This window comes from Pseudomonas panipatensis (genome assembly GCF_900099785.1).
GTDB classification, from domain to species: Bacteria; Pseudomonadota; Gammaproteobacteria; order Pseudomonadales; family Pseudomonadaceae; genus Pseudomonas; species Pseudomonas panipatensis.
Map to the genome: position 1 here is coordinate 74,634 of NZ_FNDS01000011.1, position 21,262 is coordinate 95,895.

19 protein-coding genes are annotated in these 21,262 nt (G+C 70.6%); 4 read left to right on the top strand and 15 right to left on the bottom strand.

Annotated elements, in window-relative coordinates:
- Positions 1-151: 151 nt before the first annotated feature.
- Complete coding sequence (locus BLQ74_RS22375; protein WP_090266681.1) at positions 152-1,117, bottom strand: AraC family transcriptional regulator; 966 nt, start codon at positions 1,115-1,117, stop codon at positions 152-154.
- 179 nt (positions 1,118-1,296) lie between these two features.
- Here BLQ74_RS22375 and BLQ74_RS22380 point away from each other — a divergent pair, with 179 nt between their 5' ends.
- The 3 genes from BLQ74_RS22380 to BLQ74_RS22390 are packed head-to-tail and all read left to right on the top strand — an operon-like array spanning position 1,297 to position 4,715.
- Positions 1,297-2,217 carry a bile acid:sodium symporter family protein gene (locus tag BLQ74_RS22380; protein ID WP_090266685.1) on the top strand — a complete coding sequence of 307 codons (921 nt, stop codon included), beginning with the start codon at positions 1,297-1,299 and terminating at the stop codon, positions 2,215-2,217.
- Positions 2,218-2,226: 9 nt separating this feature from the next.
- On the top strand, positions 2,227-2,970 hold the full coding sequence (locus BLQ74_RS22385) for a TSUP family transporter (RefSeq protein ID WP_090266689.1): 744 nt from the start codon (positions 2,227-2,229) through the stop codon (positions 2,968-2,970).
- The gene (locus BLQ74_RS22390) at positions 2,967-4,715 is read left to right on the top strand and encodes an N-acyl-D-amino-acid deacylase family protein (RefSeq protein ID WP_090266693.1); all 1,749 of its coding nucleotides are present in this window, start codon (positions 2,967-2,969) and stop codon (positions 4,713-4,715) included. The genes BLQ74_RS22385 and BLQ74_RS22390 overlap by 4 nt, the downstream gene beginning before the upstream one ends.
- Positions 4,716-4,718: 3 nt before the next feature.
- Here BLQ74_RS22390 and BLQ74_RS22395 read toward each other — a convergent pair whose 3' ends face one another.
- From BLQ74_RS22395 to BLQ74_RS22445, 11 genes are all read right to left on the bottom strand, one after another.
- Entirely contained in the window at positions 4,719-5,984 is a 1,266-nt protein-coding gene (locus BLQ74_RS22395; protein ID WP_090266696.1) for an O-antigen ligase family protein, read from the bottom strand.
- A complete protein-coding gene (locus tag BLQ74_RS22400; protein WP_090266699.1) occupies positions 5,981-6,751 on the bottom strand; it encodes a WecB/TagA/CpsF family glycosyltransferase in 771 nt (256 codons plus the stop codon). Before BLQ74_RS22400 ends, BLQ74_RS22395 begins: the two co-directional genes overlap by 4 nt.
- On the bottom strand, positions 6,744-8,048 hold the full coding sequence (locus BLQ74_RS22405) for a hypothetical protein (protein ID WP_212633159.1): 1,305 nt from the start codon (positions 8,046-8,048) through the stop codon (positions 6,744-6,746). The genes BLQ74_RS22400 and BLQ74_RS22405 overlap by 8 nt, the downstream gene beginning before the upstream one ends.
- The gene (locus BLQ74_RS22410) at positions 8,045-9,043 is read right to left on the bottom strand and encodes a class I SAM-dependent methyltransferase (RefSeq protein WP_090266702.1); all 999 of its coding nucleotides are present in this window, start codon (positions 9,041-9,043) and stop codon (positions 8,045-8,047) included. The genes BLQ74_RS22405 and BLQ74_RS22410 overlap by 4 nt, the downstream gene beginning before the upstream one ends.
- Positions 9,036-10,874, bottom strand: coding sequence for an asparagine synthase (glutamine-hydrolyzing) (gene asnB / locus BLQ74_RS22415; protein WP_090266706.1), 1,839 nt, complete (start codon positions 10,872-10,874; stop codon positions 9,036-9,038). Before asnB ends, BLQ74_RS22410 begins: the two co-directional genes overlap by 8 nt.
- Entirely contained in the window at positions 10,862-12,226 is a 1,365-nt protein-coding gene (locus BLQ74_RS22420; protein ID WP_090266709.1) for a hypothetical protein, read from the bottom strand. Before BLQ74_RS22420 ends, asnB begins: the two co-directional genes overlap by 13 nt.
- 73 nt (positions 12,227-12,299) lie before the next feature.
- Entirely contained in the window at positions 12,300-13,226 is a 927-nt protein-coding gene (locus tag BLQ74_RS22425; RefSeq protein WP_090266713.1) for an NAD-dependent epimerase/dehydratase family protein, read from the bottom strand.
- Positions 13,223-14,455: a hypothetical protein gene (locus BLQ74_RS22430; protein ID WP_139199105.1), complete on the bottom strand. Its 1,233-nt coding sequence runs from the start codon at positions 14,453-14,455 to the stop codon at positions 13,223-13,225. The genes BLQ74_RS22425 and BLQ74_RS22430 overlap by 4 nt, the downstream gene beginning before the upstream one ends.
- A 109-nt stretch (positions 14,456-14,564) precedes the next feature.
- Entirely contained in the window at positions 14,565-15,809 is a 1,245-nt protein-coding gene (locus BLQ74_RS22435; RefSeq protein WP_244507248.1) for a lipopolysaccharide biosynthesis protein, read from the bottom strand.
- Entirely contained in the window at positions 15,803-16,210 is a 408-nt protein-coding gene (locus tag BLQ74_RS22440; protein WP_170842850.1) for a lasso peptide biosynthesis B2 protein, read from the bottom strand. The genes BLQ74_RS22435 and BLQ74_RS22440 overlap by 7 nt, the downstream gene beginning before the upstream one ends.
- A gap of 82 nt (positions 16,211-16,292) precedes the next feature.
- The gene (locus BLQ74_RS22445; protein WP_090266724.1) at positions 16,293-16,574 is read right to left on the bottom strand and encodes a lasso peptide biosynthesis PqqD family chaperone; all 282 of its coding nucleotides are present in this window, start codon (positions 16,572-16,574) and stop codon (positions 16,293-16,295) included.
- Positions 16,575-16,733: 159 nt separating this feature from the next.
- On the opposite strand from BLQ74_RS22445, the gene BLQ74_RS27470 reads away from it, so the two are divergent.
- Positions 16,734-16,901 (top strand): hypothetical protein, encoded by a 168-nt coding sequence (locus tag BLQ74_RS27470; protein ID WP_170842851.1) that lies wholly within the window; start codon positions 16,734-16,736, stop codon positions 16,899-16,901.
- A gap of 36 nt (positions 16,902-16,937) precedes the next feature.
- On the opposite strand, the gene BLQ74_RS22450 is transcribed toward BLQ74_RS27470, so the two are convergent.
- Genes BLQ74_RS22450 through BLQ74_RS22460 form a run of 3 tightly spaced genes read right to left on the bottom strand, consistent with a single transcriptional unit; the run spans position 16,938 to position 21,218 of the window.
- Positions 16,938-18,866, bottom strand: a complete 1,929-nt coding sequence (locus BLQ74_RS22450; RefSeq protein WP_090266728.1) for an asparagine synthetase B family protein — start codon at positions 18,864-18,866, stop codon at positions 16,938-16,940.
- Positions 18,863-20,446 (bottom strand): cobaltochelatase CobT-related protein, encoded by a 1,584-nt coding sequence (locus tag BLQ74_RS22455; RefSeq protein ID WP_170842852.1) that lies wholly within the window; start codon positions 20,444-20,446, stop codon positions 18,863-18,865. The genes BLQ74_RS22450 and BLQ74_RS22455 overlap by 4 nt, the downstream gene beginning before the upstream one ends.
- Positions 20,439-21,218, bottom strand: a complete 780-nt coding sequence (locus BLQ74_RS22460) for an AAA family ATPase (protein ID WP_244507249.1) — start codon at positions 21,216-21,218, stop codon at positions 20,439-20,441. The genes BLQ74_RS22455 and BLQ74_RS22460 overlap by 8 nt, the downstream gene beginning before the upstream one ends.
- Between the last annotated feature and the right edge of the window lie 44 nt (positions 21,219-21,262).

Genomic DNA, 21,262 nt, shown 5'->3' on the forward strand with positions numbered 1-21,262 from the left:
TACGATCTCTTGACTAGCCGTCGAACAAGGAAGCGGCCGGCGCACCGGCGGGTGGCCTGGCACAAAGCCAGGCCGGCGCGAATGCTACCGGAGCAGCCTGGCGCTGAGAAAGCCCGGGAGCGAAGGTTTTCCTCGCCGACGCCGTGGCGGCTCACTCGAGCGACTGGCGAAACTGCCCCGGCGTCATCCCGCTCCAGCGGCGGAAGGCCTTGGCGAACGCGCTTTCGTCGCAGAAGCCGAGGCGTTCGGCGACGTCCGCCAGGCGCGGCGATTCGCGCAGCAGCCGTTCGGCCATGGCGTAGAGCACCTGCTCGCGCAGCAGCTTGAAGCTGCTGCCCTGCTCCGCCAGCTTGCGGTTCAGGTGGCGGCCGCTGAGCTGCAACTGCTCGGCGATGCGCTCCTTGCCCCAGTCGGGATACGCGCGCAGCAGTTGCTCCACGCGGGCGGCCAGACTTTGCGCGCCGAGCCGCTGCAACTGCGCGTCGGCCAGCGCGCGCAGGTGTTCGCGCATCGGCGCATTGGCCTGAATCAGCACCACGCCCAGGTCCGCCGGGGCGAATTGCAGGGCATTCACCGAGGCATCGAACAGCGGCGTGACACCGAGCAGCTCGGTGTAACGCTCGACCTCGGCGGGCGCCGCATGGGCGATCAGCAGCCGTTGCGGGCGCACCCGGCCGCCGGTGATCCAGGCGGTCAGGTGGACCAGACTGGCGAGCACCGCTTCAACCCGCTCGGCGCGACGCCGCTGGTAGCTCGGCCGGTAGCCCAGGCTGACCGCCTGGCCGGCGCGCTCCAGGCTGAAATCGCTGCCTTCGCCGATGATCGGGTAGTACTCCAGCAACGCCTCAAGGGCCTCGCCAAGGGTTTCGCAGCTCATCAGCAAGGCGCCGAGCATATCCAGATGGCCGACCTGCAAGGCACTGCCCAGGCGCAGGCCGATCAGCGCATCGCCGCTGCTGGCGCACAAGGCTTCCCACAGCTCGTCCTGGCGCGCCAGCGGGATACGCGCCTCGCGGCCCAGTTCGCGCAGGCCGGGCGGCAGCGCCAGGCCGAGGCGCTCGGCGGCCTGGAGGATGCCTTGGGCGTAATGGATGGTGACCGAGGGCGACTGATTCATGGTCCTGAATTAACCGTAAAAGGTCCTGATTGAGCCGATACGCCGGCCACGACGGGCCCCTATGCTTGCGAACTACAACGAGAAAGACAAATCGGAACGCCTTGCATGCCCAACCTACCCTGCTCCGCCGCCTTGCCGGCTCCCCGCCGCACCCCGCCGATCCTGCGAGGAGCGGTCTGATGCCCAGCGTCCACCTGGAATTTTCCGCCGCCTCCATGCTGGCACTCAACGGGATTCTCGCGTTGATGATGTTCGGCCTGGCCCTGGAACTGCGCAGCGAGGACTTCCTGCGCATCCTGCGCGCGCCCAAAGCGCCGCTGATCGGCATGCTGGTGCAATTCCTGCTGCTGCCGGCCGGCGCCTGCCTGCTCGCCAACCTGCTGCCCATCGAGCCCGAACTGGCCCTGGGCATGCTGCTGGTCGCGACCTGCCCGAGCGGCGCCTTCTCCAATGTCATGACCTGGCTGGCGCGCGGTAACGTCGCCGTCTCCGCCAGCGTCACCGGCGTCTCCAGCCTCTGTGCAGGACTCTTCACGCCGCTCAACTTCGCCCTCTACGCCGGACTCGCGCCCGGCACTCGCGCGCTGCTCACGCAGATCAGCATCGAGCCGCTGCAACTGCTCGCCATGGTCGTGCTGGTGCTGCTCCTGCCGCTGCTCGCCGGCATGGCCCTGGGCCGGCGCCGGCCGCACCTGGCGAGGCGTCTGGAACGCCCCTTGCGCAGCCTCTCGCTGCTGGTGCTGCTGGCCTTCGTCGGCGCGGCGTTCGCCGGCAACTATCGCCAGTTCATCGCGCACTTCCAGACCTTCTTCTGGCTGGTCCTGCTGCTCAACGGCAGCGCCCTGCTGCTCGGCTACCTCTGCGCGCGCCTGAGCCGGCTGGAAGAAGCCGACGTGCGCGCGGTGACCCTGGAAAGCGGCATCCACAATTCCGCGCTGGGCATGGCCCTGATCCTGACGTTCTTCCCGCAGGCCGGCGGCATGCTGCTGATCGCCGCCTTCTGGGGCTGCTGGCAACTGCTCTCCGGGCTGGCCCTGGCGCTGTACTGGTCGCGCCGCGCGCCGGCGCTCGTCCCGGCGCTCGCCGACAGCCGCCGCTGAGTCCCGCGCATGTCCGCTCCCGCCTTCGCCCTCGGCGCCTTCATCCTGCTGGCCTATACGCTCGAAGCGCTGACCGGCTTCGGCAGCGTGGTGGTGGCGCTGTCCCTCGGCGCGCTGCTGATGCCGGTCGATCGCCTGCTGCCGATCCTGCTGCCGCTGAACGTCGCCCTCAGCGGCTACCTGGTGTGTCGCCACCACCGCCTGATCGACACCCGCCTGCTGTTCGGCAGCCTGCTGCCCGGCCTGCTGCTGGGCACCCTGGTCGGCTACCTGCTGCTGCCCTGGCTCGACCCGGCGCTGCTCAAGCGCGGCCTGGGCCTGCTGATCCTCTGGTTCGCCGCCCGTGAAATCCGCCAATTGCTCGCCGGCAACGCGCCCAGCGGCCATACCCCCGGCTGGGTGCTGCGCCTGGCCAGCACCGCGGCGGGCATCTGCCATGGCCTGTTCGCGTCCGGCGGGCCGCTGCTGGTCTACGCCCTGGCCAGCCAGCGGCTGGACAAGTCGCGCTTGCGCGCCACCCTGGTGAGCGTCTGGTTCAGCCTGAACAGCCTGCTCAGCCTGGCCTTCCTCCACGATGGCCGGCTGCTCCCGGCACTGCCGCGGGTACTCGCCTACGCACCCTTGCTGCCCCTCGGTCTGTGGCTCGGCGAACGCCTGCACCAGCGTTTCGCCGAGCGCCAAGTGCGCTTCGCCATCCATGCCCTGCTGTTGCTCAGCGGGACCCTTTTGCTGTCACCCTGGAGCCTGACGTGAGCTACGACATCATCATCAAGAACGGCCTCTACTTCGACGGCAGCGGCGCCCCCGGCGTACCGCGCCACCTGGGCATCCGCGCCGGACGCATCGACACCCTCAGCGCCTCCCCGCTGGAGGAAAGCGGCTGCCCGCAGGTGCTCGACGCCAGCGGCCGCTGGGTCACCCCCGGCTTCCTCGAAATCCACTCGCACTACGACGCCGAGGCCATCGCCGCGCCGGCGCTGAAGGAATCGGTGCGCCATGGCGTCACCAGCGTGGCCCTGGGTTCCTGTTCGATCAGCATGGTGCTGGGCGAGGCGGAAGACTGCTCGGACCTGTTCACCCGCGTCGAAGCGGTGCCGCGCGAGTGCGTGCTGCCGATCCTCCGCGAGAAACGCAACTGGCGCGACGCCGCCGGCTACCGAGCCTTCTACGAGCGCCAGGCGCTGGGGCCGAACCTGTGCTCCTTCCTCGGCCACTCGGAACTGCGCGTGGCGGTCATGGGCCTGGCGCGCGCCACCCGCAAGGTGAAGCCCAGCGAGGCCGAGCTGCAGCGCATGGAGCAACTGCTCGAAGAAGCGCTGGACGCCGGCTGCATCGGCCTGTCGGTGATGACCACGCGCCTCGACAAGATGGACGGCGAACGCGCCTGGTCCAGCCCGCTGCCCTCCACCTTCGCCGGCTGGCGGGAATTCTCGCGCCTGTTCGCCGTGCTGCGCCGGCGCGGCGCGCTGATGCAGGGCGCGCCCAACGCGGTGACCAAGATCAACGTGTTCGCCTTCCTCTGGCAGGCCCACGGCTGGTTCCGCCGGCCGCTGAAATGCTCGATGCTCACCGCCCTCGACCTCAAGTCGCAGCCGTTCATGCACCGCATCACCCGCGCCTCCGGCTGGCTGGCGAACCGCTTGCTGCGCGGGCACTTCCGCTGGCAGACCCTGCCGGCGCCGTTCAACGTGCGCATCGAAGGGCTGAACATGAACGGCTTCGAGGAGTTCGGCGCCGGCGAAACCCTGCGCGATATCAAAGACCCGGAAACCCTCTATGCGCGCATCCGCGAGCCAGCCTTCCGCGCCCGCTTCAAGCGCGACCTCAAAGCCACCTTCAGCCGTGGCCTGTGGCATCGCGACCTGTCCGACTGCTGGGTGATCGAGTGCCCGGACGCACGCCTGGTCGGGCGCAACTTCGAGGAGATCGGCCGGGAGCGCGGCCAGGATGCGGTGGACGCCTTCTTCGACCTGGCCGGCGAGTACCGCGAAGCGCTGAAATGGAACACCTGCTACGGCAACCACCGCCCGCAGATCATGCAGCGCCTGCTGGCCAGCCCCTGGACCCAGCCGGGCTTCGCCGACTCCGGCGCGCACCTGGCCTCGCACGCCCAGTACAACTTCCCGCTGCGTTTCCTCAAGTACGTGCGCGATGCCGAACTGGCCGGCACGCCCTTCATGTCGGTCAGCCACGCGGTGCGCCGGCTGACCGGCGAGCTGGCTGACTTCGCCGGCATCGACGCCGGCTACATCCGCGTCGGCGACCGCGCCGACCTGGCCATCGTCAATCCCGAAGGCCTCACCGAAGAACTCGACGCGGTCAGCGTCGCGCCCATGGAAGTCCTCGGCCTGCCGCGCCTGGTCAAGCGCAACGACGCCGCGGTGGAGGCCACCCTGATCAACGGCCGCATCGCCTACCGCCGCGAACAGGGCTTCGCCGAGGAACTGGGCAAACAGACCGGCTTCGGGCGCTTCCTCGCCGGGCATCGCGATGCCTGAGCCTCAAGGCCCGGGCATGGCGCCAGCGCGCGCGCCAGGATAGAGCGCGTAGAGCAAGGCGACGGCCAGCGCGGCGTGCAGGGTGAAACTGTAGAAGGGCAGGTAGAAATCGAAGAGCCCCAGGCTCAGCAGCGCCAGCAGCCAGGCCAGCGCCCAGCCGCGTCCGGGCGCGCCACGCTGGCTCAGCCAGGGGCGCCAAAGCGCATAGAGCAGGAACAGGCAGGCCAGCAGTCCGACCAGCCCGGTCTCCGAGAGCACGCCCAGCACGAGGTTGTGCGCGTGCAGTTCGCCGCGGTCGAAACGCCCGCCGGTGTAGTCCGGCACCAGGTACTGGTAGACACCCGCGCCGAGGCCGAACCAGGGGTGGCTGCGCCAGGCCTCGAATGCGCCAGCCCAGAGGTAGGTGCGACCCAGGGAAAAGGCGGTGAGGAAGCCTTCGCGGCTGGCACTGGTGATCTCCGCGTAACGGCTGGCGATCGCGCCCCCTAGCAGCAGGCCGACGCCGAGCAACGCCAGCAGCCCCAGGCGCCATGCGCGCGCCGCGCCACGGCGCTGCCAGAGCCACAGGCCGAGCAACGCCAGCAGGGCCAGCAAGGGGTTGCGCGCCCCGCTGAGCAAGAGCGCGAGCAGCGCCCCGCCCAGCGCCGCCAGCCAGCTGCGGCGGCTCCAGTAGCCCTCGCGCAGGAGCTGCGTGGCCAGCAGCGCGACCAGCACCCCGCTCGCCGCCAGCAACGCCGGATGCTCGTAGAAGCCGGAAACCCGCGGCAGGTACTTGAAGGTGTCCGCCACATGGAAGGCCAGCGAGAGGCTCTTCGCCTGCGGCAAGTCCAGGGCCACGGCAATGGCCAGCGCCAGGCCCAGCCAGAGCACGATCAACGCCGCCCGCGCCGCCGCCAGCAGACAGGCCGGCCAGGCCAGCGCCAGGTTCAGCATGGCCCACAGCGACAGCAGTTCGAGTCCGTAGCGCAGCGCATGGCGGCTGGCGATGTCGGCATGCTCGGAGGCCAGCACCGATAACCCCAGGGCCAGCGCGCAGGCAAGGATGGCCAGCCCGGGCAAGCGCAACGGGCGTGGCACGCCATGCCGCGCCAGGGCCCAGAGCGCGATGCCGGCGGCGAACAGGCGCAACAGCATGGAACCCAGCGACAGGCCGACGCCGAGGGAATGACCGATCACCACCTGCTGCAGGCTGCAGGCCAGATAGCCGAGGACGCAGAGCGCGACCAGCCAGGTCGGCGCCGTCAGGCGGGCCTGGGTCGCCGCGCTCATGGCTGCAGGCTTTCCCCGACGAGGCCGTTACTGCGCCGCAGGCGTGCGCGCAGCAGAAGCCAGAAGAACACCAGGTTGGTGCGCAAGTAGCGCCCGGCCAGGCGGCGCGGCTCGAGCAGCAGGTGGAACAGCCATTCCAGACCGCAACGCTGCATCCATAGCGGCGCCCGCGGCAGCAGGCCGGAGATGACGTCGAAGGAGCCGCCGACGCCCATGCCGATGGAGACCCCCAGGGCTTGCCAGTGCTCGCGCAGGAAGCGTTCCTTCTTCGGTGAACTGATGCCGATGAACAACAGTTCGGCGCCCGAGGCGCGGATGTCGGCCACCACCTCCGGCTCGTCTTCCACGGCGAAATAGCCGTCGCGGGCCCCGCTGATCTGCAACCCCGGATGCGCCTCGCGCAGATGCACCGCCGCCTGCGCGACCACCTCCGGGCGCGCGCCGAGCAAGTACACCGAGGCGCCACGCCGGGCCGCGTCGGCGCACAGCGTCTGCATCAGATCGATGCCGGCGACCCGCTCGGCCGCGCGGCGCCCCAGGCAGGCCAGGCCGAGGGAGATGCCCATGCCATCGACATGCACGACCTCCGCCTCCTCCAGGGCACTGAGCAGCGCATCGTCGCAGCGCGCATCGACCAGTTTGGCCACGTTCAAGCCCTCGATCCGCAGGCGCTTGCCGTCGTCCACCGCCTGGGCGACGCGATCGAGCAGTTGCGCCTGGCTGAGCAGGTCAAGGGGGCAGCCCAACAGCCGCACGCGCTTATTCATCGATACTCCCGGGTTCCATAGCCACGCGCGGCTCGGCGACGGCAGCGGCGACGGCGTTGGCGCGCAAGGCGCCGCCACACATCAGCCAGAAGGCTGCCGTTGCGGAGACCGACAGAACATGCTCGGAACTGATCAAAGTGGTGGCGATCCCCAGGGCCAGCCAGAACAGGGCCAATGCCAGGGAGTCGCCGGTGTGGCGATAGGCCCGCCAGAGCTGCTGGGCCACGGACAGGAAAAAGGCGAGGAACACCAGCGCCGTCGGTACGCCGAGCTGGAAGGCCACGCTGAACAGCGCACCCTCACCGCCGCCGACCATCGACAGACCGTTCTGCGCGGCGATGCCGCCCTGGTGGCCGAGCCCGGCGCCGAGCAGCCACACCTGGGGCAGGTCGGCGAGGTTCTTCTGCAACGCCATCCAGTGGCCGACGGTCGAGCCGTCGCGCATCTCCAGGCTCATCTGCACGATGCCGTAGGAGGCGAAAGCGATCGCCAGCAAGGCTGCCGCGCTCAACGCCAGCCGCGCAAAGGCGCTGCGCAACAAGCCACGGGCGCTGGCGAGAAAGCCGAGCACGGCGATGCCGCCGGCGAGCATCGCGCCGCGCGTGCCGGACATCCAGATTCCTACGAAGAGCAAGCCGCACAGGAGCATGCCCAGCCAGCGCGCGCCGAGCGGGCGCAAGGCCAGCGCGAGCAGCGCAGTGACCGCCAGGAACATGCCCTGGGCCAGCGGCGCGGCGAGCAGGCCGGCGGCGCGCCGCTGCAACTCCTCGCCCCCGTAGAAATTCCACGGCAGGCCGGTATCCGGGTTGGCACCGATGAGCACCCCCTTCACATCGAGGATGTAGGCCGGGTAGCGCACGACCTCGATCCAGAATTCACTGTGCTGGCGATCCCAGGCGCCGAACAGCGCACTGGCGATCCCCAGCAGCAGCAACAGGCTCGCCGCGCGGCGCAGATCGACGCGGTCGCGGATGCCGTAATAGCCGGCGAGGAAGAACAGCATGGGGATCAGCAAGGTGCCGAGGGAACCGACCAGGATGCCGCTGGCCATGCCCTCCCCCCAGCCGGCCAGCAGGTAGAGCGCGGCCAGCGCGCCATAGGCGAGGATCGGCAGCAGCAGCTTCGTCGGCAGACGCAGGGTGAGCAGGCAGGCCAGCGCCAGGGCGATGCTCAGCAGATCGCGCAGCGGGCGGAGTTGCGCCGCCTGCGGCCAGGCGCCACCGTGATACAGCCAGGCGCTCGCCAGGTCGCCCAGGTGCACCCAGAGGATCAACAGGCTCAAGCAGAGTCTTCTCATGGCGCCTCCGCCCGCTGGCGGCGGCGGTACTGCCGCCAGCGCTGCCATTCGCCGACCAGGCCGGCTCCGAGCAGGCCCAACGCGGTGCGTTTGAGCAGCCGTTTGAGACGCTCGCGCCAACCCCAGGCGACCCGTTCGAGGCGCCCGTCGATGGCCGCGAGGCGCGCCGCCGTGGCGGCCTCCAGCGGCGCCGCGCCGCTGCCGTGCGCCGCGTGCAGCTCCAGCCAGAGGTTCTCCGCCAGCTCGCCGCCCGCCGGGTGGCTGCCGCAGTAACGCACCTCCAGGCCGGCCGCCCGCGCCAGGCGCGCCAACAGCTCGGCATCGAAGTAACTCAGGTGCGCCGGCTGCACGTAGTTGCGCGAGCGCCAGTCGGCGAACAGGTCCGGCACCTCGATCCAGGCCAGTCCGCCCGGTGCCAGCAGGCGCGCGACCTCGACCAGGAACCCGCGCGGATCGGCCAGGTGTTCGAGCACATGGAAGGCGACCAGGGCGTCCAGGCTGGCGTCGGGCAGCACGCCCGGCCCCTCGACGAAGGCGACCCGCGCAGAGCCGAGCAAGCGCTGACGATGGCTGGCGTCCGGCTCGCTGGCGCTCAAGCGCAGGTCCGCCCGCAGGCGCGCCGCTTCACCGAGAAAGGCGCCGAATCCCGAGCCCATCTCGAACAGCCTGGCCGCCGCCGGCAATTGGCCGGCGATCAGCGCCAGGCGCCGACGCGCCAGCTCGGCGTCACCGCGCCAGGCGAAGAAGCGCGCACTGTCGCGCCAGGCCACTTCGGCCGGAAACAGTCGCCGGTAGTGCTCCGTGTAGAAACGCTGCAAACCGTCGGCGGTGAAATCCGGCGCCAGGTAGACCCCGGCGCAGTGACCGCAGCGGCGCAGGCTCTGGCCGCTGCCGGCGTAGGTTTCCGTCCAGAATTCGCGCTGCCCCAGGCTACTGCCGCAGAAGCGGCACTGGCCGTGATCGAAGCCGAGTTCGAACCGCCGCGCCTCAGGCATACAGGCTCCGGTACCAGAAGGCGAAGGACAGCGCCAGCCACAGGGTGCTGTGCCCGTTACCCCGCGCCAGCTCGGCACGCAGGCGGCCGACGTCGATGAACTCGTTCGCCGCCTCGGGCAGGGCGTCCAGCGCCTGGCGCCAGGGCATGGCCTGCACCAGGAACTGCTCGGCGTGACCGAAGCCGGTGCTCTTGCGCTGCTGCAGCACGGCCTCCGGCAGGCGTCCGGCGAAGGCATCGCGCAACAGGCCCTTGCCGCGCCGGTCGCCCATGCGCGTCTGCGCCGGGGTCGCCAGCATGCGCTCGACCAGGCGGTAGTCGATGAAGGGCGAGCGCACTTCCACGCCGAAATGCATGCTGTTGCGATCGGTCATGCGCAGCACCATGGGCAGGTTGGTGCGCAGCACGTCCGCGCGCATGCGCCCGTCCAGCGACGCGCGGCGGTCCTCGCGCAGCGCGGCGAAGCGCTCCTGCTGGGCGTGCCAGAGACCGTCGGCGATGCAGGCGACGCTCGGCCGCTGGCGCCGCAGCAGGCGGCCCAGCAGCGGCGTCGGCAGATCCCAGCTGAGGCGGTTGAGCAGCAGTCGCGGCTCGAACGCGGCATCGCGCCAGGCGCGCAGGACCTGTCCGGCTCGCCCGGCGTGCAAGGCGTCACGGGCGGCCAGTGCCTGGTACAGCTTGATGTAGCCGCCGAACAGCTCATCGGCGCCCTCCCCCGACAGCACCACCTTGTAGCCGGCCTGACGAATCGCCCGGTACATGCGGAAGCTGGCGAGGATGGACGGCGTGCAGAACGGCTCGCCCTGGGCGACGACCAGCGCCTGCAGCTCGTCCTCGTCGGGCAGCGTGGCGACCCGCTGGACATGGTGCGCCGCCTCGCGTCCGAGGCCGCGCATCAGTCGCGCGGCGGCCTCGGTCTCGTCGAAGCGCGTCCCCAGCTCGTCCAGGTAGCCATAGGTGAAGGCACCGGCGAAACAGGTTCGCGGCAGGTTCCCGGCAGCCAGGCTGAGGGTGGTGATGATGGAGCTGTCGAGGCCCCCGGAAAGCAGGCTGACCGTCGGCACGTCGGCGCGCAGGCGCACGCGGATGGCGTCCTCCACCAGCGCCTGCAACTCGTCCGCCGATGGCGCCGGCTGCGGCGTCTGCGGCCACTGGTGATAGGGCCGCGCGCTGCCGCGACCGTGGCGGTCGAGGCGATGCACCCAGCCCGGTTGCACCGCGCGGATGCCGTCGAAGAAGGTGCGCCCGCCATGGTCGCTGAGGCCGACACAGAGGAAGTCGAAGGCGGCCTGGGGGTCCGGCCGCGGGTAGCCGCCGAGCATGGCGGCGATGGCGCCGATCTCGCTGGCCAGCATCAGCCGTTGACCGTCGTGGTGCAGGTACAGCGGCTTGACCCCGAGACGGTCGCGGCAATACACCAGGTCGCCGCTGGCGCGCTCCCAGAGCACCAGCGCCCACATGCCGTTGCAGCGCTGGAACAGCCCCTCGCCCCAGGCCAGCCAGCCTTGCAAGAGCACTTCGCTGTCGCTGTCGGTGTGGAACACATGGCCGAGCGCCTGCAATTCGCGGCGCAATTCGAGGAAGTTGTAGATCTCGCCGTTGAAGGCCAGCAGGTTGCCGCTCAGCGGGCAGCGCATCGGCTGCTCCGCCGCCGTGCTCAGATCGAGGATCGACAGGCGCCGGTGACCCAGCGCGGTCGGCACCGGCGCCGTTTCCAGGACCAGTCCCTGGCCATCCGGGCCACGCCGGCGGATCGCCTCCAGTCCCCGGGACGCCTGGGCGCGCAGGTCATCGCCGGGGCGCCAGGAGCGCAGCGCCACTACTCCGCACATAACGGCTCCCCGTGACCAGTGCCGACGGCCGTTGGCCTTGCGCGCCGGAACAGCCCGTGGCGGCGCCGGCCGAGTCGTGCCAGCGCCGCGCCGAACAGCGCCAGGCTGGCGGCCCAGCAGAATAGGCTGACGCTGGCGCCGGCGAGCAGCAGGCAGGCCAGCAACACGGCGATCCCGGTGCGATTCAGGCGCTGCCCCAGCAGGCGCAGGGACAGCCAGGCCAGCCCGAGCAGGCAGCACAGTCGGCCCCAGAGCATGATCTCGGCCGACCCCAGCGCAGCGCCGCCGAGTTGCAACACGGCGCTGACGGCCAGGCCGGCGAGGATCGCCCGCGCCAGCACCGGCTCGCGGCCACGCCCGATCAGCAGCGCCGCGGCGAGGCCGCTGGCGCTGGACAGGCTCCAGCCGAGCAGCAGCGGCAGCGCCAATTGCCAGAACGCCAGCTCCGCCGGCACGCCACGCAGCAGCACGCCGGCCGCCGCCAGCAGCAACAGCCCGGCACTGCCCACCAGCAGCAGCGACGCCAGGCGCGAGGCCCAGGCTTGACTGGCTTGCGCGCTGGCTTCGGCGGTGAGCAGGCGATTGAGCTGCACGAAGACCCCGGACAGGCCGCTCAACAGGTGCCCGAGCAACAGATAGGCCGGCATCAGGGTCGGCACCAGGGGCGCCAGCAGGAATGGCGTCAGACGCTCATGCAGGGTGCCGGCGATGCCCATCGCGGCGATGTGCAGCGCCGAGCGCAGCAACGCCGGCTCGCCGCGGCCGAAGGTCGGCAGCAGGGCCGCCGGACGGCGGAAGCAGTACAGGTTGACCAATGCCTGCGCCAAGTAGCCCAGGCTCACCGCCAGGCCGGCGGCCAGCGCTGGCTGCCCGGGGAGTCCGGCAGCCACGACGATGCCGGCCAGCAGCGCGACCGGCCAGGCGATCTGCTGCATGGCGACCCCGCGCAGGCGCTCGCCACGGGCCATGAACGGCGCGGCGCAGTTGCCCAGGGCGAACACTGCCGCCGGCGCCGCCGCCCACAGATAGTCGAGCCCCGCGCTGCCGGGCCCGTAATGCAGGCGCCAGCCGAGCAGCACCAGCGCATACAGCAGGACACTGGCCAGCAAGCGATGGCCCAGCGCCTGGCGCCAGCGCCGCAGCCATCCGGGGGCGTCCGGCCGCTCGCGGAGAAACAGCGAGGCATAGCCGAGATCGGCGACGAACAGCACGCTGAGAAACAGCAGGTGGGCCAGGCCGACCTCGGCGTACAGCGCCGCGCCCAAGTGCTGCATCAGCAGCCCCTGGAACAGCAGGTTGGCCAACTGCCCGACGGCGTAGACCGCAGCCGCCGCGCCAACGCGTTTCAACATGGGCAGACCCTGGCGCCCGGTTGCCGAGGCGCGGAGCGACGGCCGCCCAGGGCTGGCTTGCGCGACCGCTGCATCACGCCGGCGACAGCACGCGGCGGATCGCCGCCGGGAAGTCCAGTTGCGCGCGCCAGCCGAGCAGCGCGGCGGCCCGCGACGGGTCGCCCAACTGGCTGGGGCGGTCGACGCGCCGGCGGCGGCTGTCATCGACGCGGATGCGCACCTGGCGGCCGAGCGCGCGGCCGATCTCGGCCACCAGTTGCTCGACGGAATGCTCGACCCCCGTGCACAGGTTGAAGACGTCGTAAGGCTGATCGGCGCGGCTGTCGCCGAGCAAGGCCAAGAGCCCCTGGGCCACGTCGTCGGCGTGCAGGTAGTCGCGGCGCGGGCTGAGGTTGCCCAGGCGCACTTCCGCCTCGGCGCCGCCGCTGGCGCCCAGTTGCGCCAGCACCTCAGGGATCAGATGGCCGTTGGGGTCGTCGTGGGCGATGCTGTTGAAAATCCGCGCGACCCGTCCGACACCAGCGCCGCGCTCGCACCAGAAGCGCAGCTGGCGTTCGTTGCTGAGCTTCGACAAGGCGTAATTGTCACACGCGTCGAGCGCGCTGGCCTGCTCGCCGAGGGCGCCGTCGCTCCAGGCATAGACCGCGCCGCTGGAGGCCAGCACGATCCGCCGCACGCCCGCCTCTTCGGCCACCTGCAGCACCTGCTCGGTGCCGGCCACGTTGACCTCCAGGCAGTGCCGGCGGCGCTGCTCGCAGGTCGGGATGTGGTGCACGGCGGCCAGGTGCATGATTGCCTGCGGCCGGAAATCCCGGCACAGGCGACTCAGCGCCTCGCCATCGCGAATGTCGCCGCGCAGGCTCAGGGTCGCGGCGGCCGGCATCGGCAAACCGCTGGAAAGGTCGTCGAACACCGCCGCCTCGCCGCCCGCGCGGACCCAGGCCGCGGTCACGCGGCGGCCGATCATGCCGGCACCGCCGGTAATCAGCAGGCGCTTCATCGCGCATCGGCCGTCAGCAGCCACCGCCGCAACGGCGCCGGTAGCCAGGGGAACAGCGGCGCCGGCAAGCGGGCGTCGGAGCGGCGCAACGCCAGCTTGCCGGCCAGCAGCAAGGACAGCCCGCCCAGGACCAGGGCGAACACACCGAGGCCGACCAGCAGTGGATTGCGCGCGGCGATCGGCCGCTGCCCGATGGCGACGCTGGACTTGAACAGGCTCGTACGCTCGCGGAAGCTCGCGCCCTCGAGTTTCTGATTGATTTCGTCGGCCACCTGGCGCGCCACGTCAGGGATCTCCTGGACGCCGCCCAGCACGCTCGACTGCTGCTTGCGCAAGTAGTCGGCGAGCTGCGTGCCCGAGGTGCTGTCACGGATCACCGCGTCCACCTCGCCGAGCAGTTTCGCGTACCAGTCGAGCCGCTCCAGCTCCCGGCGGTCCTGGCGCTCCTCGGCCTCGGCATTGGCGTTGGCGGCTTCCAGCGCGACTATCTGCGTCATCGGCGCCAGGTAGCTCGCACCGCCTTCCTGAACCGTGGTCACGCTGCTGGCGTTCATGCTGCGCAGCTCTGGATAGCGTTGCAGCAGGGCCTGCATGCTGGCCATGCGCTGGCGGTTCTGTTCGATCCCGAAGCGCGCCTTGATGATCTTGACTTGCAGGGCCGGGCGGCTGCTGGCCAGTTCGGCCTGGCGCTCGCGCACGAAGCCGGACAGCTCATTCCACAACAAGGCCTGGCGAATATGTCCGGCGAGACTGTCGAAGCGGCGCTGCGCCTGGCGCTCATCGACGACCGGCAGGCTCATCTCCAGGCCCAGGGTGCGGGTGTTCCGCACATCGGCATTGGGCGTATTGCGCAGGTCGTCGCGGCGCAGCGCGGTGCGGAACTGTACCCGCTCGTCCCAGAACGCGGGATTCAGCGCCTGGCGCTGGAAAGCCGCGGCCGCCGGCGAATCGTCCGGCATCGAGGCGGCCACCCAGCGCGGGTCCCAGAGCAACGGCAGCACCTGGCGCCATTCTTCAAGGCTGAGCCCCGGCACGTCCATCACCGCACTGGCGCGGTACACCGGATGCTGCGCCGTCCACCAGGCGGCGCCGAGCGAGGCCAGCAGCGCCGGCAATAACAGCAGGCGGCCGAAACGGCGATAGAAGCGCAACAGCATCAGGGCCAGTTCGGCCAATGAGGTTTCGCCGGGAACGGCGCGTAGCGCGTTCCGCTCAGCCAAGGGTTGCATGAGAAGTTCCCCGAATGGAAAGAAAGGTGCTTGCGCACCGCCGCGCGAAGCGGCAATCCAGACGCCTTCTGAGGGCGTTCAGAAAAAACTGACGGACTTTGCCACAGGCCTAGGAGGCAGGCAATTGGCCAGGCCGGCTTTTCTCGGAGACCGCTTCGGGCCGACGCAATCCATACGCCAGCGCCAGGCACAGCACCGCCTCGGTGCCCAGGGTGGCCCAGGCCGCGCCCTCGGCGCCGCGCCAGGGCACCAGCAACAGGTTCAGCGCCAGGTTGGCCAGCATCGCCAGCGCGGCACTGCCGGCGAACCAGCGCTCACGCCCGGTAGCGATGGCCGCCTGGGTCAGCACATAGTTCGGCAAGGCGAACAGCAGACTGCTGAACAGCCAGCCGATCAGTGGCCCGGCGCCGAGCGCGAACTCGGCGCCGAACAGCCGGCCGAGCAACCAGGCGCCGCAGGTCCAGCCGGCCAGCGCCAGCAACGCGCCGAGCAGCGCGGCCTGGCCGAGGGCCCTGGCGGCGAGCCGGGCGAAGCCTCCGGGGTCGTCCGCCGCCAAGCGCAGGCGGCGGAACAGCATCAGCGCCACCGGCGCCGCCAACAGGAACACACCATCGAGCAGCCGGTAGGCGGCGGCGTAACGGCCGACCTCGGCGGCATCATCGAGGACGCCACGCAGGATGAGAATGTCGATGCGTTGATAGAGCGTGGAGAACAGATCGACGGCGAGGAAGGCCAGCGCCTGCCGATGCACCCGCCCCTGCCGATCCCAGCGCGGCGTCGCCGGGAAGTCGCCGCGGAACAGCACCAGGTAGACCAGCGCCAGGCCCAACGCCCAGGCACTGAAGATCACCAGCGGGCGCGGCCCGAACAGCGCCATGCCGGCCAGGATCAGCAGCGCACTGGCACTGCGCCCGAGCATCTGCCAGCGTGCGTCGCGGCGGAACAGGCCCGCGCCCTTGAGCCAGGCGGACAGCCACTGCGACCAGGTAATGGCGCCGAAGCAGGCGATCGCCGCGATCAGCGCCGGCGCGTCCAGCCACTTGCCGAGCAGCGCCGCCAGACTCATCAGCAAGGCGCTGACCGCCAGCAGATGCCCCAGCGCGATACCGGGCAAGGCGCTCGCCGGGGCACCCGGCGCGGCAGACGGCGCCACGCGCTCGCGCAGCAGCAAGGTGCGCAAGCCGGCGTCCTGCAACAAGGCCAGCAGCGTGGCCAGGGCATAAAGGAAGGCGTAGTCGGCGAAGCCGCCGGCGCCCATGCTGCGCGCGAACAGAATCGACAGGCCCAGCGACACGGCGGCGCCGTAGAGGCTCGCCAGCCATTGCAGCAGCAAGGGCAGCCCGCGCCTCAGCACCGGTGCCCACCGCCGAGAAAGCAGCCGACCCGGGTAAAGCGATGCTGCCCGGCGCCGCCGCAGACATCGAGGTCTCCGGCGACCACCCAGCAGTGCGCCTCCAGCCCCGCGCTGGCGGCATCGCGCGCGACGCCGAAATAGCTCACGCAGGGCACCCGGTACAGCGCCAGCAGAGCACGCGCGGCCAGGGCCTGGGCGAAGCAGTGCGACTGCCACGGGGTATGCCGCGCGCCCAGGGCCAGGGTTTCGCGGATCAGCTCGGCGCTGCGCCGTTGCCGGGTATCCAGCGCGGGCGCCGGGGTGTCCAGTGGCGAACGCCGCCCGAGAAAGCTCGCCAGGCGGGCGAAGGGCAGCAGCGCAACGAGTACGCGGCCGAGGCCAAGCAGCACGCAAATGGGCATCAGCCAGAACCGCACGAAGCGTGGTCGGCGCGCCAGAGCGCGCAGCTTGCGCCGGGCCAGGCTCAGCATCGGCGCGGGCGGTTCAACACAGTTGCACGATGCCGTTGTCGAGCAGGCCGCCGACGAAGCGCAACAGATCGTCGCGGCAGCGCGCTTCATCGACCTGGTATTCGGCGCACAGCCTCTGCACCAGGGCTTCCAGCGTGACCGGGCGTTCGAGCAACTCCCAAACGCGCGGGCCGACGCCGCCGATGCCGTAGTAACAGCCGCGCTCGATGCTCATCATCACCACTTCGCCATCCATGTCGGCGACGACCAGATCGGGGTGGCGCTGGACGCGGCTGTGCAGGCTGAGTTCGGACATCGGCGGGGACCTTGGCAGGGGACGGTGAGCGGAGGCGGCACGGTAGCAAAGGCCCTGGCGGGCGGCAACAGGCCATCAGAGGTCTGGACTTCGCTAATTCGCGATGCTCAAATGCAGCCCGCTGCATTCTTTCAACTTGAGCCACCTCCAGGAGTCCGGATGACCGAGCATAACCCTGCTGCCATGGACCAGCCCGTCAGCGAAACCCCGAATCAAGCCACCGAAGACGGACGCAAACCCTACGTGGCGCCGACCCTGAGCACCCTGGACACGAGCCAGACGCGCAAAGCTGCCGGCTTCACCGATGGCGTTACCACTTTCTCCTGATCTGCCCGGCGGCCGCTGAAGACGCACTCGACGTCGTCAGCGGTTGTCGCTTTCCACGTAACGAATGAAGCCGCCGACTGCCAGGCCGCGCATCAGCCTGGCGCGGTACTCTTCCGTCACCGCCTGGCGTTCCCAGCCCGCGGCGGGCCAGTTTTCCAGCGACGCACTCATGCCCTGCAGATCCAGCATGTCCGCGGCACCGGCATGGCTCGTCAGGCGCTGCATTTCCTCGCGCAATTCCGGCAGCGCGGCGCCCAGGGTTTCGTACCAGTCGGCCGCCTGATAGCCACGGCTACGCGCATTCAGCACCTCCGGCGGCAACAGCTCGCCGACCAGGCGGCGCAACAGCCAACGCGTCTGCCCATCGCGCAGGTACTGGTCTTCCGGAATGCTCAGGCAGAACTCCACCAGCCGCCGGTCCGCGGTCGGGTCGCGCAGTTCCAGGCCGCGCAGGTTGGCGGCGATCGCCGGCTCGGCGGCATTGCCGCGGTTCAGCACGGCGGCGCGCATCTGCCGCGAGTCCTTCCAGCGCGGCCGTTCGAGGAACCAGTCGAGGGCCTTGGCGCGCGCCTCCAGGTGCGTGCCCTGGCGCCAGCGCGAATGCAGGGCGCTGCGCTTCTCCAGGTGCAACTGCGTGCCGCTCAGGCGTGCCTGCAGGCGCCACAGCGGCAGCGGCAGGTGCGGTTCCACGGAAAGCCGCAACAGGCGCGCCAGCGGATGGCGACGGCGGCAAGCCGCCAGTTCACGCCACCAATCGCGCCAGCGGCGCTTGCCGAAGAGTTCGGCGAGGTAGGCCAGGCCGGTGTGCGAAATGGTCATGTTGCCGGCGTTGGCGTTCAGCAGTACGCGCACACCGCGACGCTGCGCGTCGGCCTCGATGGCATCCAGCCAGAGGCTGTTGACCGCGTACATCGGCATGCAGTCCATGGCTTCTGTCAGCGTCCGCAGGACATCGAGCGGCGCGCGCGGATTGGCGCGGATCAGCACATGGTCGATATTCGCGAAGCGCGCCGCCACGGCCCGCGCGCCCGGCCCCTCGTCGGCATGCTGGCCCTTGGGCGCGGGCCCAGCGAAGCCTTCGCGCGGCACGGCGGTGAAGGCGGTCAGGCGCTGCCCGCTGCGCGCCAACTGGCGCGCAGCCAGGGCAGTGACCGTGCCACTGTCGAAGCCGGAACTCAGTTGCGAGGCCAGCGGCCCGGCCGCGCGCAGGCAACTGGCGACCGAGCGTTCGAGGACTTCGCTGAACGCTTCCAGGTACTCGTCGTCGCTGCCCAGGCGCAATTCGCGTCGAGGATCCAGGCGGTAATACTGGCGGCACTCCAGGCGCTCGCCCTGCACACTGAGCAACTGGCCGCGCTCGACGCGACGGATGTCCTTGAACAACGTCTGCGCACCGGACATCGGCAACTGCGCCAGGCGTTCCGCCAGGCTGGCCTGACAGATTTCCCGCGGCACCCCGGGAATGCAGAACAGCCCCTTGGGCAGGCTGGCGAAGGCGAAGAAACCACGCCCCTGGAACCACACCAGCGGGCGCCCGCCCATGGCATCGCGAACCAGTTCCAGGCGCCGCTGCGCCGGCCACCAGCAGGCATAGGCAAAACTCCCCAGCAGGTGTTCCGGCGCCGCATCGACCCAGCGCAGGCAAGCGCGCTGGACCAGATCGACGTCCGCCAGCAGGGCCAGTTCGGCGCTGCCCAGGCCCAGCTCAGCGGCCAGTTCGCGGCGATTGTCCAGGCGGCCGTCGAACAGCACCACGCAGCGCCGCTCCGGGTCCAGGCGCGGTTGCTGATCGAGCGAGTCTTCCGGGGTGATGCGCAGCAGGCAATGCAGCAGCCCCGCCGGCCCCTCGCGCCACTGCCGCTGGGCATCGGCGCCATAGGGCGCGAGCACCGCCTGCATGCGCTGCAGGGTGGCGCGATCGGGCGCCGTGCCATCCAGGCGGATCAAACCGGCAATCGCACTCATCTTCTCTCCCCGCCGACATCCAGCAACTCGGCCAACTGCTCGAACAATTGCGCGGCGATCCGTTCCGGCGCGCGCAAGGTCATCGAGCGCGCATAGAAACGCCCGACATTCTGCCCGGCACCGAGCGCGGCCAGATGGATCGGCCCCGCCTCGATGGCGGCGATCACCGCACGCAGATGATCGTCGAGGAAGGACGCGCCATTCGCCTCGCGGGTCGCGGCATCGCAGGGCGCGCCGTCGCCGATCACCAGCAGTATCTTGCGCGCCTCCGGCTGACGCGCCAGGCGCCGCGCCGCCCAGGCCAGGGCTTCGCCGTCGATATTCTCCACCCCGGCCGTGGCATCGAGCAGCCACGGCAGCTGTCGCCGCGCCTGGCGCCAGGGCTGCCCGCAGGTCTTGTAGACGACATGCCGCACAGCATTCAGACGCCCCGGCGCGGGCGGCCGGCCGGCGGCCTCCCAGGCGCGCCGCAGCGGATTGTCCAGGCCCTCGGCAGTGGCGAAGCCGAGCACCTCGCAGCGAATGCCGCAGCGCTCCAGCGCGGCGACCGCCAGGTCGATCGCCTGCACCGCCAGCAGCGCCGGCTGGCCGCGCATCGAGCCGGACTGGTCGACCAGCAGGGTGACGCACGCCTCCGCCTGCGGCGCTTCGCCCTCGCGGCGGAAGATCCGCTCAGCGCCGCCCTGCTTGAGCGCGCTGGCGAGACGGCGGTTGTCCAGCAGGCCCTGCTCTTCGCCGAACGACCAGCGCCGCAGCCGCGCGGCCTGCAAGCGTCGTTGCAGGCGCACGGCCAGGCGCCGGCTGGCGATATCCGCGGGCGGCAGCGCTGGCCAGCCGCCCGCGGGCATCCGCGCGGCCAACTCACGCGCTCCGAGCAATTCGTCCCAGGCCGTGGAATAGACCCGATAGCCCTGCGCCGCTGGCGCCGCCATGGCAAGCTCCGCGCCCGCGCTGGCGCTGGGCAGTGCAGCATCGGCGGCCAGCGCCACGAGCGCCTGAGGCAGCGTCACGGCAGGGGCGGCGCCATAGCGCGCGCACGCCGCCAACAGCGGCTGCAACGCTTCGGCATAACGTCGGCCATCGGCGAGGCAGTCGCGCACCGCGTCGAGGGCTTCCAGCAGCAGGCGTTGCAGCATTTCCGGGGAAGGCGGCGCGCTGTCGGGGCGGCGCCAGAAGGCCAGCTTGCGCAACGCCGAGGCGCCCTGCCCGCTCGCGGCGGACGGCGGTGGTGGCGGCATGCCTGACGGATCGGCCAGGCGCGCACGAGCGGCGCGGTACAGCCAGGTCGCCAGATCGGCGCCGGCCAGTTGATCGAGGCGACGCGCCAGGTTGAGGCGCATGCCCGGCAGGTCGGCGGCAGCCAGGCTTTCTACCCGCGCCTGTTCCAGGGCGTCATACCAGGGCCGCAGGGACGCATCGAGGTCGGCGGCAGCCGGCGCCCGGTGCCAGTGCGCCCAGGCCGCCTCGGCATCCGCCGCGCCGCGCTCAGGCACGGCGCAGGCCGCCAGCGACCCGCCGCCATCGGCATAGGTGCGCTGCCAGGCCGCCAGCGCGTTGGCCCGGCGTGCTGGCTCAGTCATGCGTGGAACCGGCGCTGTCGCCATGGAGTTCTTCAGCGAAACAACGCTGGAAGATTTCCGCCAGCAAGGCGCGCTCGCTGTCGTCGCAGCGGTTGTAGAAGGCCAGGCGGAAGGCCAGGCGCACATCGCCGAGCAAGGCATGGTTCTCGCACCAGGCGATCAGGCTGCGCATCGACAGCAGCGACGACAGATCGCCGTTGGCCTGTGCCCGCCGCGCCAGTCCGGCCAGGTTGAGCATTGCCGTGAGGATCGGCGCCGGCACCTGCGGCACGCGCGCGGCGAGGATCGCGCGCTCCTGCTCGGGCGCCGGGTAATCGAGCTGCGCCACCACGCTCCAGCGATCCAGTTGCGCCTGGTTCAACGCCTGGGTGCCGGCATACAGGCCGCTGCCATCGCCCTGCCCGGCGGTATTCGCCGTGGCGAACAGGCGGAAGGCCGGGTGCGGCGTGAGCACCTGGTTCTGGTCGAGCAGGGTCAGCCGGCCATCGGCTTCCAGCAGCCGCTGCAGCACCAGCATCACGTCGGGGCGACCGGCATCGTACTCGTCGAGGATCAGCGCCATTGGCCGCTGCAGCGCCCAGACCAGCAGGCCGGGGACGAACTCGCTGACCTGACGGCCATCGCGCAGCAGCAGCATGTCGCGGCCGATCAGGTCGGCGCGGGTCACATGGCCGTCGAGGTTGATGCGCAGGCACGGCCAGTTCAGGCGCGCCGCGACCTGCTCGATATGGCTGCTCTTGCCGCTGCCATGCGGGCCATGCGTGAGCGTCACACCGCTACCCCGCGCGGGAGGCCTTATTTCCTTGGCGCTTCGCT

What these genes read in the sequence shown, in the direction of transcription:
- BLQ74_RS22420 (WP_090266709.1), bottom strand. Translation starts at nt 12,226, where the DNA reads ATGTTGAAACGCGTTGGCGCGGCGGCTGCGGTCTACGCCGTCGGGCAG.
- BLQ74_RS22385 (WP_090266689.1), top strand. Translation starts at nt 2,227, where the DNA reads ATGTCCGCTCCCGCCTTCGCCCTCGGCGCCTTCATCCTGCTGGCCTAT.
- BLQ74_RS22400 (WP_090266699.1), bottom strand. Translation starts at nt 6,751, where the DNA reads ATGAATAAGCGCGTGCGGCTGTTGGGCTGCCCCCTTGACCTGCTCAGC.
- BLQ74_RS22450 (WP_090266728.1), bottom strand. Translation starts at nt 18,866, where the DNA reads ATGAGTGCGATTGCCGGTTTGATCCGCCTGGATGGCACGGCGCCCGAT.
- BLQ74_RS27470 (WP_170842851.1), top strand. Translation starts at nt 16,734, where the DNA reads ATGACCGAGCATAACCCTGCTGCCATGGACCAGCCCGTCAGCGAAACC.
- BLQ74_RS22440 (WP_170842850.1), bottom strand. Translation starts at nt 16,210, where the DNA reads ATGCCCATTTGCGTGCTGCTTGGCCTCGGCCGCGTACTCGTTGCGCTG.
- BLQ74_RS22430 (WP_139199105.1), bottom strand. Translation starts at nt 14,455, where the DNA reads ATGCAACCCTTGGCTGAGCGGAACGCGCTACGCGCCGTTCCCGGCGAA.
- BLQ74_RS22410 (WP_090266702.1), bottom strand. Translation starts at nt 9,043, where the DNA reads ATGCCTGAGGCGCGGCGGTTCGAACTCGGCTTCGATCACGGCCAGTGC.
- BLQ74_RS22405 (WP_212633159.1), bottom strand. Translation starts at nt 8,048, where the DNA reads ATGAGAAGACTCTGCTTGAGCCTGTTGATCCTCTGGGTGCACCTGGGC.
- BLQ74_RS22375 (WP_090266681.1), bottom strand. Translation starts at nt 1,117, where the DNA reads ATGAATCAGTCGCCCTCGGTCACCATCCATTACGCCCAAGGCATCCTC.
- BLQ74_RS22445 (WP_090266724.1), bottom strand. Translation starts at nt 16,574, where the DNA reads ATGTCCGAACTCAGCCTGCACAGCCGCGTCCAGCGCCACCCCGATCTG.
- BLQ74_RS22395 (WP_090266696.1), bottom strand. Translation starts at nt 5,984, where the DNA reads ATGAGCGCGGCGACCCAGGCCCGCCTGACGGCGCCGACCTGGCTGGTC.
- BLQ74_RS22425 (WP_090266713.1), bottom strand. Translation starts at nt 13,226, where the DNA reads ATGAAGCGCCTGCTGATTACCGGCGGTGCCGGCATGATCGGCCGCCGC.
- BLQ74_RS22455 (WP_170842852.1), bottom strand. Translation starts at nt 20,446, where the DNA reads ATGACTGAGCCAGCACGCCGGGCCAACGCGCTGGCGGCCTGGCAGCGC.
- asnB (WP_090266706.1), bottom strand. Translation starts at nt 10,874, where the DNA reads ATGTGCGGAGTAGTGGCGCTGCGCTCCTGGCGCCCCGGCGATGACCTG.
- BLQ74_RS22380 (WP_090266685.1), top strand. Translation starts at nt 1,297, where the DNA reads ATGCCCAGCGTCCACCTGGAATTTTCCGCCGCCTCCATGCTGGCACTC.